Annotated in this window: 12 protein-coding genes; 1 reads left to right on the top strand and 11 read right to left on the bottom strand. The window is 56.4% G+C overall.

Annotated elements, in window-relative coordinates; genetic code table 11:
• Positions 1–4: 4 nt before the first annotated feature.
• From Q1L34_RS01735 to glpE, 3 genes are all read right to left on the bottom strand, one after another.
• Positions 5–763, bottom strand: coding sequence for a DeoR/GlpR family transcriptional regulator (locus Q1L34_RS01735; protein WP_004868507.1), 759 nt, complete (start codon positions 761–763; stop codon positions 5–7).
• A gap of 71 nt (positions 764–834) precedes the next feature.
• Positions 835–1,665: a rhomboid family intramembrane serine protease GlpG gene (gene glpG / locus Q1L34_RS01730; RefSeq protein ID WP_004868509.1), complete on the bottom strand. Its 831-nt coding sequence runs from the start codon at positions 1,663–1,665 to the stop codon at positions 835–837.
• 140 nt (positions 1,666–1,805) lie between these two features.
• Positions 1,806–2,135, bottom strand: a complete 330-nt coding sequence (glpE, locus tag Q1L34_RS01725; protein WP_015585604.1) for a thiosulfate sulfurtransferase GlpE — start codon at positions 2,133–2,135, stop codon at positions 1,806–1,808.
• Positions 2,136–2,348: 213 nt separating this feature from the next.
• Here glpE and glpD point away from each other — a divergent pair, with 213 nt between their 5' ends.
• On the top strand, positions 2,349–3,857 hold the full coding sequence (gene glpD, locus Q1L34_RS01720) for a glycerol-3-phosphate dehydrogenase (RefSeq protein ID WP_004868514.1): 1,509 nt from the start codon (positions 2,349–2,351) through the stop codon (positions 3,855–3,857).
• An 86-nt stretch (positions 3,858–3,943) separates the two neighbouring features.
• On the opposite strand, the gene glgP is transcribed toward glpD, so the two are convergent.
• From glgP to gntK, 8 genes are all read right to left on the bottom strand, one after another.
• Positions 3,944–6,391 carry a glycogen phosphorylase gene (glgP, locus tag Q1L34_RS01715; protein WP_004868517.1) on the bottom strand — a complete coding sequence of 816 codons (2,448 nt, stop codon included), beginning with the start codon at positions 6,389–6,391 and terminating at the stop codon, positions 3,944–3,946.
• 17 nt (positions 6,392–6,408) lie between these two features.
• Positions 6,409–7,842, bottom strand: a complete 1,434-nt coding sequence (glgA, locus tag Q1L34_RS01710; protein ID WP_004868519.1) for a glycogen synthase GlgA — start codon at positions 7,840–7,842, stop codon at positions 6,409–6,411.
• Positions 7,842–9,137 carry a glucose-1-phosphate adenylyltransferase gene (glgC, locus tag Q1L34_RS01705; RefSeq protein ID WP_004868522.1) on the bottom strand — a complete coding sequence of 432 codons (1,296 nt, stop codon included), beginning with the start codon at positions 9,135–9,137 and terminating at the stop codon, positions 7,842–7,844. The genes glgA and glgC overlap by 1 nt, the downstream gene beginning before the upstream one ends.
• An 80-nt stretch (positions 9,138–9,217) precedes the next feature.
• A complete protein-coding gene (glgX, locus tag Q1L34_RS01700; RefSeq protein ID WP_015585603.1) occupies positions 9,218–11,194 on the bottom strand; it encodes a glycogen debranching protein GlgX in 1,977 nt (658 codons plus the stop codon).
• Entirely contained in the window at positions 11,191–13,377 is a 2,187-nt protein-coding gene (gene glgB, locus Q1L34_RS01695; RefSeq protein ID WP_015585602.1) for a 1,4-alpha-glucan branching enzyme, read from the bottom strand. Before glgB ends, glgX begins: the two co-directional genes overlap by 4 nt.
• A 247-nt stretch (positions 13,378–13,624) precedes the next feature.
• Entirely contained in the window at positions 13,625–14,731 is a 1,107-nt protein-coding gene (asd, locus tag Q1L34_RS01690; RefSeq protein ID WP_004868528.1) for an aspartate-semialdehyde dehydrogenase, read from the bottom strand.
• Between the two features lie 425 nt (positions 14,732–15,156).
• Positions 15,157–16,497: a gluconate transporter gene (gene gntU / locus Q1L34_RS01685; protein ID WP_015585601.1), complete on the bottom strand. Its 1,341-nt coding sequence runs from the start codon at positions 16,495–16,497 to the stop codon at positions 15,157–15,159.
• Complete coding sequence (gntK, locus tag Q1L34_RS01680) at positions 16,497–17,027, bottom strand: gluconokinase (protein WP_004868532.1); 531 nt, start codon at positions 17,025–17,027, stop codon at positions 16,497–16,499. The genes gntU and gntK overlap by 1 nt, the downstream gene beginning before the upstream one ends.
• Positions 17,028–17,029: the final 2 nt, after the last annotated feature.

Here is a 17,029-nt window from a genome sequence, read left to right as displayed (position 1 = left end):
CCGTTTAGCACAGTTCCAGCTGAAGGTTGTTGTCCGTAATAACTTTCAGTACCCCTGCCGGCGGCATCACATCGGTGTAGACCGCATCGACCATGCTGATGCTGCCCATATTCACCATCGCATTGCGCCCAAATTTCGAGTGATCCACCACCAGCATCACGTGGCGAGAGTTTTCAATGATCGCGCGTTTGGTGCGCACTTCATGGTAATCAAACTCCAGCAGCGAACCGTCGCTGTCTACGCCGCTGATACCGAGAATGCCGAAATCAAGACGAAACTGGGAGATAAAGTCCAGCGTCGCTTCGCCGATAATGCCGCCATCCCGACTGCGCAGCTCGCCGCCCGCCAGAATAATGCGGAAATCCTCTTTCACCATCAGCGTGGTGGCCACATTAAGGTTGTTGGTGACAATGCGCAGATCGTTATGCTCCAGCAGCGCATGCGCCACCGCTTCCGGCGTGGTGCCGATATCGATGAACAACGTCGCGCCATCGGGGATTTGGCTGGCCACCTTGCGGGCAATACGCTCTTTTTCCTGCGTCTGGGTGGCCTTCCTGTCGTGCCAGGAGGTATTTACCGAACTGGAAGGCAGCGCTGCGCCACCGTGGTGGCGCAGGATCATCTTTTGTTCGGCAAGGTCGTTCAGGTCACGACGAATGGTCTGTGGGCTGACGGCAAACTGCTCAACCAGCTCTTCCGTACTGACATATCCCTGTTTTTTTACCAGCTCGATAATGGCGTCATGACGTTGTGTTTGTTTCATGAAATATCCCTGGGAATATAAGACTCGCATAAAGGCGCTGTCGTTGCAGAGAGCCGGATAAGTCGGCGGCCCTATGTTCGCTTTCGCACATGTTGCGTATCGACCAACGCCATCGCCAGCCCGGTCAGGAGACCTGCCACATGCGCACCGTTCGCAATCGACATGCCAAAAACATCAAACCATCCAGCAATTAACCACACTAAAGAGAAGAGTATCAAGCCACGCTGCAAATAGACGCCGCTTTGCGGATCCCGCTCTCCACGCAGCCAGACATAGCCCATCAGCGCATAGACGACGCCGGATAGCCCACCAAACCAGGGGCCGCTAAACTGGTGCTGAATAAACCCGCTTAACAAGGCGCTAATAACGGTAATGACCACCAGTTTGCCGGTGCCGATGCGTTTTTCCACCGCACCGCCGAGGTACCACCACCATAGCAGGTTAAACAGGATATGCATCAGCGAGAAGTGCATGAAAGCATGGCTAAAGTAGCGCCAGACTTCAAATTTCAGCGACGGGTCATAAGGCCAGGCCAGCAGCAGCATGATCGGCCGATCGCCGATGATGTTTTGCAGCACAAAGACCAGGATGCAGACAAGCAAAATGGCCCAGGTAAACGGCCCGGCGTTGTGACGCAGAGTGGCAAAGAAAGGGAAACGCTGGTAGCGCAAACCGCTGTTGGTCTGTCCGGATTGCCAGCTGGCCGCCAGATAGCGTGGATCGGCGGGGTTTTCCAGGAAGCGAGCCAGTTCAGCCTGCACCCGCCCGGCCTGACTCTCATCGGCCAGCCAGACATCGCTCTGATCATGCTGCTGAATGGTCAGGATAATGCCCTGCGTAGCCATGTAGTCGACAAACGCCTGGGCCACACGCGGGTTAGCAAAAGAGGTAATCATTAACATACGGCGGATCGCTTATTCCACACAAAGGGGGCTAGTATATACGAGTTGCAGGAGTGGCGCGCCCTGGGCGTCCCTGAACAACGCATCCGCAGCCATGCCATCTGAAACAGGACGGGAATAACGGAATGGCGTGCTAACGTTTAAAGCGCGCCATGTTCCACTTCCGCCGGGAAATGACGATGCCACGCATCGAACCCACCATCCACGCTGTAAACCTTGTCATAGCCCTGCTGTAGCAGATACTGCGCGGCGCCTTTACTGCTATTGCCGTGGTAGCACATCACCATCACCGCGGTATCAACGTCATTATCGCGCATAAACGCGCCCAGCGTATCGTTGGTCAGATGAAACGCACCCGGCGTATGCCCCATCGCAAAACTCTGCGGATCGCGGATATCCACCAGCACCGCCTTTGCCTGATGCAGTTTCTGGTGCGCTTCTTCAACATTGATACATTCAAAGTGGTCCATGTGCTCTTTCTCTATATAGCGGAATAATATTGCTGGCAGATAGCCGGCCATGATTCTACTGCCTAGTTTACCGTCAGACGGGAAATAAACGCCAATATGTTACACGCATCACTCTGAAATGTTTTTTTGATGTTACCAATGGCGCGTTTGTTTGCTATATTGAGCGATAACGAACATTTTTGAGCTTAAACGAAAGTGCCAGAGGTAGCGAACGTGGAAACCAAAGATCTGATTGTGATAGGGGGAGGCATCAACGGTGCCGGTATCGCGGCAGACGCCGCCGGGCGTGGTTTATCCGTACTGATGCTGGAAGCGCGCGATCTCGCCTGCGCCACTTCCAGCGCCAGTTCGAAGCTGATTCACGGCGGGCTGCGCTACCTTGAACACTATGAATTCCGCCTGGTCAGCGAAGCGCTGGCCGAACGCGAAGTGCTGTTAAAAATGGCGCCGCATCTCGCTTTTCCCATGCGCTTTCGCCTGCCGCATCGCCCGCACCTGCGCCCGGCCTGGATGATCCGTATCGGTCTGTTTATGTACGATCACCTCGGGAAACGCACCAGCTTACCCGGTTCGACCGGCTTGCGATTTGGCGCAGAATCGGTATTAAAACCTGAAATCGTGCGCGGTTTCGAATATTCCGACTGTTGGGTAGACGATGCGCGTCTGGTACTGGCTAACGCGCAGATGGTGGTACGCAAAGGTGGCGAGGTCCGGACTCGTACCCGGGCAATTTCGGCAAAACGCGAAAACGGCCTGTGGATTGTCGAGGCGGAAGATATCGATACCGGCGAGAAATTCACCTGGCAGGCCCGTGGCCTGGTCAATGCGACCGGCCCGTGGGTCAAACACTTCTTTGACGAAGGGATGCATCTGCGCTCACCGTACGGCATTCGCCTGATTAAAGGCAGCCACATTGTGGTGCCGCGTGTGCACACCCAGAAACAGGCCTACATTCTGCAAAACGAAGACAAACGGATTGTGTTCGTGATCCCGTGGATGGATGAGTTCTCGATAATCGGTACCACCGACGTTGAGTACAATGGCGACCCGCAGAAAGTGGCGATCGATGACAACGAGATCAACTATTTGCTGAACGCCTATAACGCGCACTTCAAAAAGACGCTGTCCCGCGACGATATCGTCTGGACCTACTCCGGCGTCCGTCCGCTGTGCGACGATGAATCGGACTCGCCGCAGGCGATTACCCGCGACTACACCCTGGATATCCATGACGAACAGGGCCAGGCGCCGCTGCTGTCGGTATTTGGCGGCAAGCTGACAACCTATCGCAAGCTGGCCGAGCACGCGCTGGAAAAACTGACGCCCTACTACAAGGGCATCGGCCCGGCCTGGACCAAAACGGCCGTGCTGCCCGGCGGGGATATCGACGGCGACCGCGACGATTACGCGGCCAGGCTGCGCCGCCGGTTCTCATTTATCAGCGAATCGATGGCGCGTCACTATGCCCGCACCTATGGCAGCAACAGCGAGCTGATCCTCGCAGAGGCGGCATCGATAGCGGATCTGGGTGAGGATTTTGGCCATGAGTTCTATGAAGCCGAGCTCAAATACCTGGTGGAGCATGAGTGGGTACGCACGCTTGAGGATGCCATCTGGCGCCGGACGAAACAGGGAATGTGGCTGAATGACTCGCAGCAGGCGCGGATCGGCGAATGGCTGGCGCAGCACGTGGGAAAGTCTGAGCTTTCGCTGGCTTCTTAAGCCCGCACGACCCGCGCTGGCGCGGAGTTTGTCGGGATAGTGCATAAAAAACGGGGCCAGCGGCCCCGTTTTCACTGCGTAACCGGCTACAGCCGTACCGGGTCGATATGCCAGATATGGTCGGCGTATTCCTGAATCGTACGGTCAGAAGAGAAATAGCCCATGTTGGCGATATTATGCATCGCTTTCATCGCCCACTCTTCCGGATGACGATACAGCTCATCCACCTTATCCTGGCAATCCACATAGCTACGGTAATCCGCCAGCACCTGATAATGGTCACCAAAGTTGATCAGCGAATCCAGCAGATCGCGATAGCGACCCGGCTCCGACGGGCTGAACAGCCCGGTACCGATTTGCGTCAGCGCCTGATGCAGCTCCGGATCCTGTTCGTAAAATTCCCGCGGCTTATAGCCGTTACGACGTAGCGCCTCCACCTGTTCTGCGGTATTACCGAAGATAAAAATATTATCCTCGCCCACGTGCTCCAGCATTTCGACGTTCGCGCCGTCCAGGGTACCGATGGTCAAAGCGCCGTTAAGCGCAAATTTCATATTACTGGTTCCGGAAGCTTCCGTACCTGCCAGCGAGATCTGCTCTGAAAGATCCGCCGCCGGAATAATCAGCTGCGCAAGGCTAACGCTGTAGTTCGGGACAAACACCACTTTTAGCTTATCGCCAATCTGCGGATCGTTGTTCACCACCGCCGCCACATCGTTAATGAGATGAATAATGTGCTTGGCCATGTAATAAGCCGAGGCGGCTTTCCCGGCAAAGATATTCACGCGCGGTACCCATACGGCGTCAGGATCGGCCTTAATACGGTTGTAGCGGGTAATCACGTGCAGGACATTCATCAGCTGACGCTTGTACTCGTGGATACGTTTGATTTGCACGTCGAACAGCGCTTTCGGGTTCACCACCACATTCAGCTGATGAGCAATCACGTTTGCCAGACGCTGCTTGTTCTCCAGCTTCGCCTGACGTACGGCCTGATTGACCGTCGGATAGTCAATATGCTGCTCCAGCTCCTGCAGTTGGCTGAGGTCGGTACGCCAGGTACGACCGATGTTCTCGTCCAGCACCTTCGACAACGGCGGATTCGCCAGCGCCAGCCAGCGACGCGGCGTCACGCCGTTGGTGACGTTAATAAAGCGCATCGGGAAAATCTTCGCGAAGTCGGCAAACAACGACTCCACCATCAGCCGGGAGTGCAGTTCGGAAACGCCGTTCACCTTATGACTAATCACCACCGCCAGCCACGCCATGCGCACCCGGCGGCCGTTGGATTCGTCAATAATCGACGTGCGACTTAGCAGCGCCGTATCATTGGGATACTGCTCCTGCAGCGTCTTCAGGAAGTAGTCATTGATCTCGAAAATAATCTGCAAATGGCGCGGCAGAATTTTCCCCAGCATATCGACAGGCCAGGTCTCGAGCGCTTCACTCATCAACGTATGGTTGGTGTAGGAGAACACCTGGCAGGTGACTTCAAACGCCTCATCCCAACCGAACTTATGCTCATCAATCAGCAGGCGCATCAGCTCCGGAATCGACAGCACCGGATGGGTGTCGTTAAGGTGAATCGCAATTTTGTCTGCCAGGTTAGCAAAGGTTTTATGCAGCTGATAATGGCGGTTGAGAATATCCTGTACCGTCGCGGAGACGAGGAAATATTCCTGACGCAGGCGCAGCTCGCGCCCGGAGTAGGTCGAGTCGTCCGGATACAGTACCCGGGAGACGTTTTCGGAATGGTTTTTATCTTCCACCGCCGCGAAGTAATCACCCTGATTAAATTTACCGAGGTTAATCTCGCTGCTGGCCTGGGCGCTCCACAGACGGAGCGTGTTGGTCGCATCGGTATCAAAACCCGGGATAATCTGATCGTAGGCTTCCGCCAGGATCTCTTCGGTTTCAACCCAGCGCGACTGTTTACCTTCCTGCTGAATGCGTCCGCCGAAGCGCACTTTGTAACGCGTATTATGCCGTTCAAATTCCCACGGGTTGCCGTACTCGAGCCAGTAATCCGGCGACTCTTTCTGCCGGCCGTCAACGATGTTTTGCTTAAACATCCCGTAGTCATAGCGGATACCGTAACCACGGCCAGGCAGGCCCAGGGCCGCCAGCGAATCGAGGAAACAGGCGGCCAGGCGCCCAAGACCGCCATTACCCAGCCCCGGGTCATTCTCTTCGTCAATCAGCTCTTCAAGGTTCAGCCCCATCTCTTCCAGCGCGCTGTTCACATCTTCGTAGATGCCCAACGACAGCAAGGCGTTAGAAAGCGTACGGCCAATCAGAAACTCCATCGACAGGTAATAAACCTGGCGTACTTCCTGAGAAAGCTGAGCACGATTAGAGCGCAGCCAGCGCTCCACCATACGGTCGCGGACGGCAAACAGCGTGGCGTTGAGCCACTCATGCTTATTGGCGATAGCCGGATCTTTACCAATGATAAACATCAGCTTATAGGCAATAGAGTGCTTTAACGCCTCAACGCTCAGCGTGGGTGATGCATAGCTAAAGGGTACATTCATCGCAATGACTCCTGTGGTTACAGCAAGCGTTGATAAAGTTCGCGATAAGAGTGCGCCGCGACCTGCCAGCTAAAATCCATATTCATCGCCTGACGCTGAACGTAACGCCAGAGCGACGGGCGCGACCACAGCACGAACGCGCGCCGAATTGCCCGCAGCAGCGATAGTGCATTGCTGTCTTCAAAGACAAAACCGCTGGCTACGCCATCGGCCAGATTTTCCAGCGAACTGTCGGTCACGGTATCCGCCAGACCACCGGTACGCCGCACCAGCGGCAGCGTGCCGTACTTCAGGCCATACAACTGGGTTAAGCCACAGGGCTCGAAACGGCTGGGAACCAGAATCACGTCGGCGCCCCCCATAATGCGGTGTGAAAAGGCCTCGTGATAACCAATCTGCACGCCAACTTTGCCCGGATGCTCGGCGGCCGCAGCCAGAAAACCTTCCTGCAGTACCGGGTCCCCTGCGCCAAGCAGCGCCAGCTGCCCACCCTGCTCAAGCAGGCCCGGCAGCGCTTCGAGAACTAAATCCAGCCCTTTCTGGCTGGTCAGACGGCTGACCACGGCGAACAGCGGGGCTTTGTCGTCGACTTTCAGCCCCATCGCAATTTGCAGCTGGCGCTTGTTCTCCGCTTTGTCTTCAAGGCGATCGCGGTCATAACGCGACGCCAGCAGCAGGTCGCTCTCCGGGTTCCAGATACCCGCATCCACACCGTTCAGGATCCCCGATAGCCGCCCCTCGTGCTGGCGCTGACGCAGCAGCCCTTCCATGCCGTAGGCAAATTGCGGTTCGGTTATTTCACGCGCGTAGGTCGGGCTGACCGCCGTAATATGATCGGCGTAATAGAGCCCGGACTTGAGGAACGAGATCTGGCCGTTGAACTCCAGACCATGCATGTTATAGAACGACCACGGCAGTTCGATCTCATTCATGTGCCAGGAGTAGAACATCCCCTGATAGGCCAGATTGTGTACCGTAAAGACCGATTTCGCCGGTCGTCCACGCGCGGCCAGATAGGCAGGAGTCAGGCCTGCATGCCAGTCGTGAGCATGCACGACATCAGGACGCCAGAAAGGGTCCAGTCCGCAGGCCATCTCGCTGCCTACCCACCCCAGCAGCGCAAAACGCAGCACGTTGTCGGTGTAAGCATGTTGGTTGGTGTCGTGGTAAGGGCTCCCTGGGCGGTCGTAGAGATGCGGGGCATCAATCAAATAGATCCCCACGCCGTTATAGTGACCAAACAGCAGCGTCATGCGTCCGGCAAAAGTATCCCGGCGCGTCACCACCTGCGCATCGGTGACGCCACGGCGAATGTCCGGGAACGCCGGCAGCAGCACGCGCGTATCGATACCCTCAGCGATTTGCGCCGCAGGCAGCGCGCCGATTACATCCGCCAGACCGCCGGTTTTTAACAGCGGGAACATCTCTGAACATACATGTAAGACCTGCATTATCGCTCCTGTTTATGCCCCAACTTCCGCAACATATCACGCGTCACCAGCACGATACCTTCCTCTGAACGGTAGAACCGACGCGCATCTTCTTCCGCGTGTTCGCCGATCACCATGCCCTCAGGAATCACGCAGGCACGATCGATTACGCAGCGGCGCAGGCGGCATGAGCGCCCCACCCACACTTCTGGCAATAAGACTGCCGAATCAATATTACAGAATGAATTCACGCGCACGCGCGGGAACAGCACCGATTGCACCACCACGGAGCCGGAGATAATACAGCCGCCGGAAACCAGCGAGTTCAACGTCATACCGTGACTACCAGAGCGGTCCTGAACGAACTTCGCGGGCGGCAGAGACTCCATATGGGTGCGAATCGGCCAGTTCTGATCGTACATATCCAGCTCCGGCGTCACCGAAGCCAGGTCAAGGTTCGCTTTCCAGTAGGCTTCAAGCGTACCCACATCGCGCCAGTACGGTTCCGCATCCGGGTCAGACTGCACGCAGGAGAGCGGGAAAGGATGTGCATAAGCCATGCCAGCTTCAGTGATCTTCGGAATAATATCTTTACCGAAATCGTGGCTGGAGTTTTCGTCGTTATCATCTTCAGTCAGCAGTTCATAAAGATAATCCGCATCAAAGACATAGATCCCCATGCTGGCCAGCGATTTGGTCTCATCGCTCGGCATTGCGGGCGGTACGGCGGGCTTTTCGACAAACTCAATGATCTTGTCGCTCTCATCAACCGCCATCACGCCAAAGGCGGATGCCTCTTCGATGGGCACCGGCATACAGGCCACGGTGCAGCGAGCCCCTTTTTCGACGTGATCGATCAACATGCGCGAGTAGTCTTGCTTGTAAATATGATCGCCGGCGAGGATCACCACATATTCCGCTTTGTAGCGACGAATGATATCGAGGTTCTGCGTCACCGCATCAGCCGTGCCGCGATACCAGTTTTCGCCATGCACACGCTGTTGCGCGGGCAGTAAATCCACGAACTCGTTCATTTCTTCACTAAAAAATGACCAGCCGCGTTGGATATGTTGAACCAGAGTGTGCGATTGATACTGGGTGATGACGCCGATGCGGCGAATACCTGAGTTAATGCAGTTAGATAATGCGAAATCAATTATGCGAAACTTACCGCCAAAATGGACAGCCGGTTTTGCACGCTTAATAGTTAAGTCCTTAAGCCGGGTACCGCGTCCACCCGCAAGAATCAACGCCACGGTTTTGATGGGGAGCTGACGCGCCAGCATCAACGGATCGTTCTTTTCTAGCCTAACCATGATTAACTCCTTTTTACATCCCAGCCTTCCTGTCCCTCTCACCGCGTAGCGGCCGCGAGTGCAACCGGAAGCTTCAGGGCTTACGACCTTTGAAATACGCACACTCCGTGCGCGGGCCCATGCCAGACAGCCATGACGACCGGATTATCCTCTCCGGCGAAAGGAGGAACGGCGTGCCACTCCCCCTCAGGTAACTCCATATGCGCCACCTCTGGGGTGGCATTCACCGTCATTAACCAACGGCCAGACAGCAAAATTTGCAGACGCGCGGTGCCGTGCTGCCATTCATCGGCAGTTAACGGTTGCGCATACTGGTTTAGCCAAACAACGTTGCCGTCCCCTTCCTGCCACCAGCGGTTACTGGTTAATGCCGGTATGCATCGACGCAGGTGAATGAGCGCGGCGGTAAATGCCGTCAGCCCGCTATTTGCCTGGTTCCAGTCAAGCCAGGTCAATGCGTTGTCCTGACAATACGCGTTATTGTTGCCGTGCTGGCTATGACCATGCTCGTCACCCGCCAGCAGCATCGGCGTGCCCTGTGCCAGCAGCAGCGTCGAGAGCAGGGCATGAACGCTGTCCCGGCGCCGCTCAAGCACATCAAGACTGCCCCCTGTTCCCTCTATACCATGATTGCTGCTGTAGTTATTGTTAGTCCCATCGCGATTCTCTTCACCATTCGCCTCATTATGTTTCTGATTGAAACAAACGCAGTCGCGCAGGGTGAAGCCATCGTGGGCGGTGATCAGATTCACCGCCGCCGCGGGCTGGCGACCGTTACGCTGAAAGAGATCGCTGGACGCGGCAAAACGCCGGGCAAACTCGCCCAATGAGATGCTTTGTTGTAACCAGAAGCGCCTGGCGACATCGCGAAAATGGTCATTCCATTCGGCAAAAAGCGGCGGGAAGTTTCCCACCTGGTAGCCGCCGGCGCCAATATCCCAGGGTTCGGCAATCAGCTTCACGGCCGCCAGCTGCGGATCGTTACGGATCGCTTCAAACAGCGGCGCATCCTGGCGAAATTCCGGCGTGCGTCCCATCACCGAGGCTAAATCAAAGCGAAAGCCATCGACGTGGCACTCATCGACCCAAAACCGCAGACACTGGCGGGCATACTCCACCACGTCCGGCTGGCTGAGATTGAGCGTATTTCCGCAGCCGGTCCAGTTGTAGTAATCCCCGTCTTCTCTGATCCAATAATAGTTACGGTTATCGATTCCGCGCAAAGAGAAGGTCGGTCCTTCCAGATCAATTTCAGCACTGTGGTTCAGCACCACGTCGAGGATCACTTCGATCCCCGCCGCATGCAGCGCCTTTACCGCATCGCGAAACTCATCCAGCGCACGCGCAGGCTCGCTGGCATAGCGCGGATCGAGCGCGTACATCGCCATTGGGTTATAGCCCCAGTAGTTGCTTAATCCCATTCTCTGCAGGCGCGGTTCGCTGGCGAACTGCGCCACCGGCATCAGCTCCAGCGCCGTAATGCCGAGGGTCCTGAAGTAATCGATCATCACCGGATGACCCAGCGCTTTATAGGTGCCGCGAATCGACTCCGGCAGCCCGGGATGCAGCCAGGTCAGCCCTTTAACATGGGCCTCATAGATAACCGTTTCACCCCAGGGGGTTCCCGGCGGCGCATCGTTCTGCCAGTTGTAACGCAGATCCACAACCTGCGACTTTGGCGCAATCGCCGCGCTGTCACGACGATCGGGAGAAAGATCGCCGCCGTGGAGACGCTCATCATCGGGCAGTACGCCCTCAACCCGATGACAGCACGGGTCGAGCAGCAGCTTGGCCGGATTAAAGCGGTGCCCCTGCGCCGGATCCCACGGCCCATGCACACGGTAGCCGTAGAGCAGACCCGGCCCGGCGGCAGCAAGCCAGCCGTGCCAGATATTGCCCGTGCGCGCGGGTAAATCGAACCGCTGCTCATTGCCCTGGGCATCAAATACGCAGAGTTCAACCCGCTCGGCATGGGCGGAAAAGAGGGTGAAATTCACCCCCTTTCCGTCATAGCTTGCACCCAACGGCGAAGGTTTTCCGGCCGCCAGTGTCGTCATTCTGCCTCCCGTACCAGCCAGACGGTCGCCAGCGGCGGTAGCGTAATCGAGAGAGAATGCTCACGCCCGTGGCTGGCGATGGCTTCGCTTTCCACGATGCCGCCGTTACCGGTGTTGCTACCGTGGTAGTGCATCGAGTCGGTATTCAGTTCTTCACGCCAGCGCCCCGGCTGGTTAATCCCGAAACGATAGCCGTAGCGCGGCACCGGCGTGAAGTTGCTGGCAACGATAATCTCATTGCCGGCTTTATCGCGGCGCACAAAGATAAAGACAGAACGTTCGTGATCATCCACCACCAGCCATTCAAAGCCGTAGGGGTCAAAATCCAGCTCGTGCAGCGCTTTATGGTGGCGATAGGTATGGTTCAGATCGCGTACCAGGCGCTGGACGCCGTGATGCCAGTTATCGCCGCCTTCCAGCAGATGCCAGTCAAGGCTACCGTCGTGGTTCCACTCCCGCCCCTGGGCAAATTCATTGCCCATAAACAGCAGTTTTTTCCCCGGGAAGGCAAACATCCAGCCATAGTAGGCGCGCAGGTTGGCAAACTTCTGCCAGGCATCGCCGGGCATCCGGTCAAGAATCGATTTTTTGCCGTGAACCACTTCATCGTGTGACAGCGGCAGCACGAAGTTTTCGGTGTAGTTGTAGAGCATCCCGAAGGTCATCTTGTCGTGATGATGACGACGATAGATGGGATCGAGCTTCATGTAGTCGAGGGTGTCATGCATCCAGCCGAGGTTCCATTTGAACCAGAAGCCAAGACCGCCCGTCGAAGACGGTCGTGAAACCCCGGCGAAGTCGGTAGACTCCTCCGCCATCGTGACCGCTCCCGGCGTCTGTTCACCGAGCACACGGTTGGTATTGCGCAGAAATTCAATCGCTTCGAGGTTTTCCCGGCCGCCGTACTCATTGGGCACCCACTCCCCCTCTTTGCGGCTGTAGTCGCGGTAGATCATTGATGCAACCGCATCCACGCGCAGGGCGTCGATCCCGAAGCGTTCAATCCAGTACAGCGCGTTCCCGACCAGGAAGTTGCTGACTTCCCGACGACCGTAGTTGTAGATCAGCGTATTCCAGTCCTGGTGATAACCTTCTCGCGGGTCGCTGTGTTCATACAACGCGGTGCCGTCGAACGATGCCAGCGCAAAGTCATCCGACGGGAAGTGGCCCGGCACCCAGTCTAGGATCACGTTCAGACCCGCGGCATGGGCAGCATTCAGGAAGTAGCGGAAGTCTTCACGGGTACCAAAACGGCGGGTCGGCGCGTACAACCCGGTCGGCTGATAGCCCCAGCTACCGTCGAACGGATGTTCGTTTACCGGCAGCAGCTCCAGATGGGTGAAGCCCATCCACTTCGCGTAGGGCACCAGCTGATCGGCCAGTTCACGGTAGCTCAGCCAGAAGTTGTTATCGGTATGGCGACGCCAGGAGCCCAAATGGACTTCATAGATCGAAATCGGCGCATCAAACTGGTTGGCCTGCTTACGGGACTGCGGCTGTTCGACCTTTTCCGGCAGGCCGCAGATAAGCGACGCGCTTTCCGGGCGCATTTGCGCTTCAAAGGCATAAGGGTCGGACTTCACGCGCAGATGGCCGTGGGCGTCAATCAGTTCAAATTTATACAGCTGGCCATTATGCGCGCCGGGCACAAACAGCTCCCAGATGCCGGACTCTTTGCGCAGGCGCATCGGATGACGGCGGCCATCCCAGTAGTTGAACTGTCCGACAACGGAAACCCGACGGGCGTTCGGCGCCCAGACGGAAAAGCGCGTGCCGGTGACGCCGTCCATCGTGTCGGCGTGTGCCCCCAGCGTTTCATAAGGCCGTAGATGAGTGCCTTCTGACAGCAGCCAGACATCAAGATCCTGCAGCAGCGGACCAAAGCGATAGGGGTCGTCAATCAGGTTTTGCTGACCGTGCCAGGTGACGGCCAGCTGGTAACGAAAAGGATTTTTTCGGCGCGGCAGTACGCCGCTAAAGAATCCGCGTGAGTCGAGGCATTCGAGTTTGCCGACTTTGCGCCCGGTTTTCGGTTCAATAACCCATACATCGGTGGCATCGGGTAATAATGCGCGCACTTCCAGACCGGCATCGGTTTGATGCATTCCAAGTACGGAAAAGGGATCCGCAAAATGGCCAGAAATAAGCGCATTAATCACGTCTCTATCGATACGATTAGACATGGTTTCATCCTGTTGTAAGTGTCGCCCTTTCCTGTATCTGGCGACTTTTTTTGACCTGAACGGTGCAGCACACTGTGCATCCTTCTGCTCCGTCCCACCTTCAGGTAAGGCAACGTTGTCGTTCCTTACTTAAAGCATAGCCAAGGCTGTCTTACCTCCGTTGGAAAAAATCTAACATCCGCGTTTACTCCTTGTATTACGCAAAAAAAAGGAGGTGTAAAACACCCCCTTTTGGTTCATCCCGTTATCAAGCCAGCTGGCGCAGCATGCGTCGCAGCGGCTCGGCAGCGCCCCACAGGAGCTGGTCACCGACGGTGAAAGCCGACAGATATTCCGGCCCCATATTCAGCTTACGCAAACGACCCACCGGCGTGGTCAGGGTGCCGGTGACGGCAGCCGGGGTCAGCTCACGCATTGTAATATCACGATCGTTCGGTACGACTTTGGCCCACGGGTTGTGTGCGGCCAACAGTTCTTCAACGGTCGGGATAGAGACATCTTTTTTCAGCTTGATGGTAAACGCCTGGCTGTGGCAACGCAGCGCGCCAACGCGTACACACAGGCCATCAACCGGAATCACTGACGAGGTGGCGAGAATTTTGTTGGTCTCAGCCTGTCCTTTCCACTCTTCACGGCTCTGGCCGTTATCCAGCTGTTTGTCGATCCATGGGATCAAACTGCCTGCCAGCGGCACGCCAAAGTTATCAACCGCCAGGTCGCCGCTGCGGGTCAGCGCCGTCACTTTGCGTTCGATATCCAGAATGGCGGACGCCGGATTCGCCAGCTCTGTCGCCACGTGGCTATGCAGCTGGCCCATCTGGGTCAGCAGTTCGCGCATGTGACGCGCCCCGCCACCGGATGCCGCCTGGTAAGTGGCCACGCTCACCCACTCCACGAGATCCTGGGCAAACAGGCCGCCGAGGGACATCAGCATCAGGCTGACGGTACAGTTGCCGCCAACAAACGTTTTCACGCCATTATTCAGACCGGCGGTAATCACATCCTGGTTTACCGGATCAAGAATAATGATGGCGTCGTCTTTCATGCGCAGCGAAGAGGCGGCGTCAATCCAGTAACCTTGCCAGCCGCTCTCACGCAGCTTCGGATACACGTCGTTGGTATAATCCCCGCCCTGGCAGGTCACAATAATGTCCAACGCCTTCAGCGCGTCCAGATCAAACGCGTCCTGCAGCGTACCGCCGGTGCTACCACCAAAGGATGGAGCAGGCTGCCCCAGCTGAGAGGTGGAGAAAAAAACAGGGCGAATGGCGTCGAAGTCGCGCTCTTCAACCATGCGTTGCATGAGTACAGAGCCGACCATTCCGCGCCAGCCGATAAAACCAACATTTTTCATAACGTATTTCCTGGGAGATGTGTGCTGTTTGTGCCTAGCCAGTTTCCTGCTGGATCATCCCTCACATTACAAAATGCTGCTAAAGTCGCAAGTGAAATTAATCAATGATTGCGCAGCAATCAGAAAAGCAACTTATTGAACGCAGCTTCTGCCGACATCGGTACCCAGAAAAACCGCAAAGATTATCGGGGAAATAACCGCAGGAAGGGAATATTTTCCGCCGCTTTTTTATTGATCTGGATTATGGATCTGCGCAGAAATCTAGCGCTATCGCGCCGGTGGGGAAAGCGGAGAAAACCAGGTCTGATGCGGCCTTACGAGAGGTAATCCTTTCGTCTCATCGCTCAGCAGAGAGGTTTTTTTGCGGGATTGGATGGGCGATTTGCCCGGCCTCGCGTCGCTCGGCCGGACACGCTCAGCGGCGTTTAGCTTAACAACGTAAACGCGATCATACCGACGATGGCACCGGTGGTGCCGAGGATAGTTTCCATCATCGTCCAGGTTTTCAGCGTCTGCGCTTCGGTAGCGCCGGTAAATTTCCCGAACAGCCAGAAACCGGCGTCGTTCACGTGGCTCACCACGATGGATCCACCCGCGATACAGATGGAGAGCGCCGCCATCTGCGCACCGCTGTAGTTCAGCTGCTCGATGACCGGCATGACCAGCCCCACCGCCGTTAAACAGGCGACGGTCGCAGAACCCTGGATAATACGCACCGCGGCCGCCAGCACGAAGCAGGTAATGGCGATAGGCAGCCCCATGCCCGTCAGCGCTTCACCGAGCGCCGGGCCCACGCCGGAGTCAACCAGCACCTGTTTGAAGACGCCACCGGCACCGATAACCAGCAGGATAATCCCCGCAGGCTGCAGCGCATGACCGCAGATCTCCATCACCCGATCTTTCGCCATCCCCTGACGTACCGCCAGACCATAGATAGCCACCAGACACGCGACCAGAATCGCGGTGAACGGATGGCCGATAAACTCAAACCATTCGTAAGCGCTGGAGCCAACCGGCACAAAGCGCGCGGCGATTGTTTTCAGCCCCACCAGCACCAGCGGCAGGAGAATCAGCGACAGGCTAAAGGCAAAGGACGGCATCTTGCCTTCACCCAGGCTTGGTTCGCTAATATCGTCAGGAATATGCAGCTCAACGTAACGGCTGATGAAGTTGCCCCACAGCGGCCCGGCGATAATCATTCCCGGAATCGCCGCGCACAGACCAATCAGGATCATCCAGCCAAAGTCAGCATGCATTTGCGATGCCAGCAGCATCGGCGCCGGCCCGGGTAGCAGGAACGCCGCCGCGGCCGCCACGCCAGCAAACAGCGGGATAACCAGTTTCACCAGGTTGGTGCCGGTATGGCGCGCCATGGAGAAGGCCACGCTGATCAGCAGCACGATCGCCACTTCGAAAAACAGCGGCAGCGCGCAGATAAGACCAGCGAGGCCAATCGCGTAATGAGCGCGGCTGTGGCCGAAAGATTTCAACATCTTCACGGCAATCTGATCGACAGCGCCGGTTTCATGAAGAATCTTGCCAAACATCGCCCCAAGCGCCACGACGATCGCCAGGAAGCCCAGCGTCCCGCCCATCCCTTTTTCCATCGTCGCCGCAATTTTATCCAGCGGCATGCCGGAAAAGAGACCGGCACCAATAGAAACCACCATCAAAGCCACGAAAGCATGCATACGCGCCTTCATGACTAAAAACAGCAGCAGCAAAACGGATCCTACTGCTGTTAAAACAAGCGTTAATGTACTCACTAGTTACTGCCTTTGTTGATCACCTCAATGGTGCTCGCGACCACGCCTTCCAGCGATTGATCAATATCGACGATTAAGACATCGCCTTCGTCTGCGCCAGGTTCCTGCAGCGTTTCAAACTGGGTCACCAGCATCTGGGTTTTAAAGAAATGGCCTTTACGCGCTTTCAGACGGCTTTCAATCAGGTCGAAATCGCCTTTCAGGTAGACGAAAGAGAGATTCGGGTTGCCCTTGCGGAGAATATCGCGATAGCTCTTTTTCAGAGCGGAACAGACGATCAGCGAAACTTTATTTGTACGCTGCATGGCAAAAGCGGCGTCGTTCAGCGCCTGCAGCCACGGCGTACGATCATCGTCGTTTAACGGCTCGCCGGAGGCCATCTTGTTGATGTTGCTACGCGGATGCAGAAAGTCACCATCGAGAAACGCGGCATGCAGCTGATGCGCCACTTCGCTGGCGACAGCGGATTTACCACTGCCGGAAACGCCCATCAGGACATAGACGTGGTGATCATGGTTAGTCGTGCTCAAAG

The organism is Klebsiella ornithinolytica (assembly GCF_030505655.1).
GTDB lineage: Bacteria > Pseudomonadota > Gammaproteobacteria > Enterobacterales > Enterobacteriaceae > Klebsiella > Klebsiella ornithinolytica.
This window is presented reverse-complemented; position numbering and strand designations above follow the sequence as displayed.

What these genes read in the sequence shown, in the direction of transcription:
- glgC (WP_004868522.1), bottom strand. Translation starts at nt 9,137, where the DNA reads ATGGTTAGGCTAGAAAAGAACGATCCGTTGATGCTGGCGCGTCAGCTC.
- glgX (WP_015585603.1), bottom strand. Translation starts at nt 11,194, where the DNA reads ATGACGACACTGGCGGCCGGAAAACCTTCGCCGTTGGGTGCAAGCTAT.
- glgB (WP_015585602.1), bottom strand. Translation starts at nt 13,377, where the DNA reads ATGTCTAATCGTATCGATAGAGACGTGATTAATGCGCTTATTTCTGGC.
- glgP (WP_004868517.1), bottom strand. Translation starts at nt 6,391, where the DNA reads ATGAATGTACCCTTTAGCTATGCATCACCCACGCTGAGCGTTGAGGCG.
- Q1L34_RS01735 (WP_004868507.1), bottom strand. Translation starts at nt 763, where the DNA reads ATGAAACAAACACAACGTCATGACGCCATTATCGAGCTGGTAAAAAAA.
- asd (WP_004868528.1), bottom strand. Translation starts at nt 14,731, where the DNA reads ATGAAAAATGTTGGTTTTATCGGCTGGCGCGGAATGGTCGGCTCTGTA.
- glgA (WP_004868519.1), bottom strand. Translation starts at nt 7,842, where the DNA reads ATGCAGGTCTTACATGTATGTTCAGAGATGTTCCCGCTGTTAAAAACC.
- glpG (WP_004868509.1), bottom strand. Translation starts at nt 1,665, where the DNA reads ATGTTAATGATTACCTCTTTTGCTAACCCGCGTGTGGCCCAGGCGTTT.
- glpE (WP_015585604.1), bottom strand. Translation starts at nt 2,135, where the DNA reads ATGGACCACTTTGAATGTATCAATGTTGAAGAAGCGCACCAGAAACTG.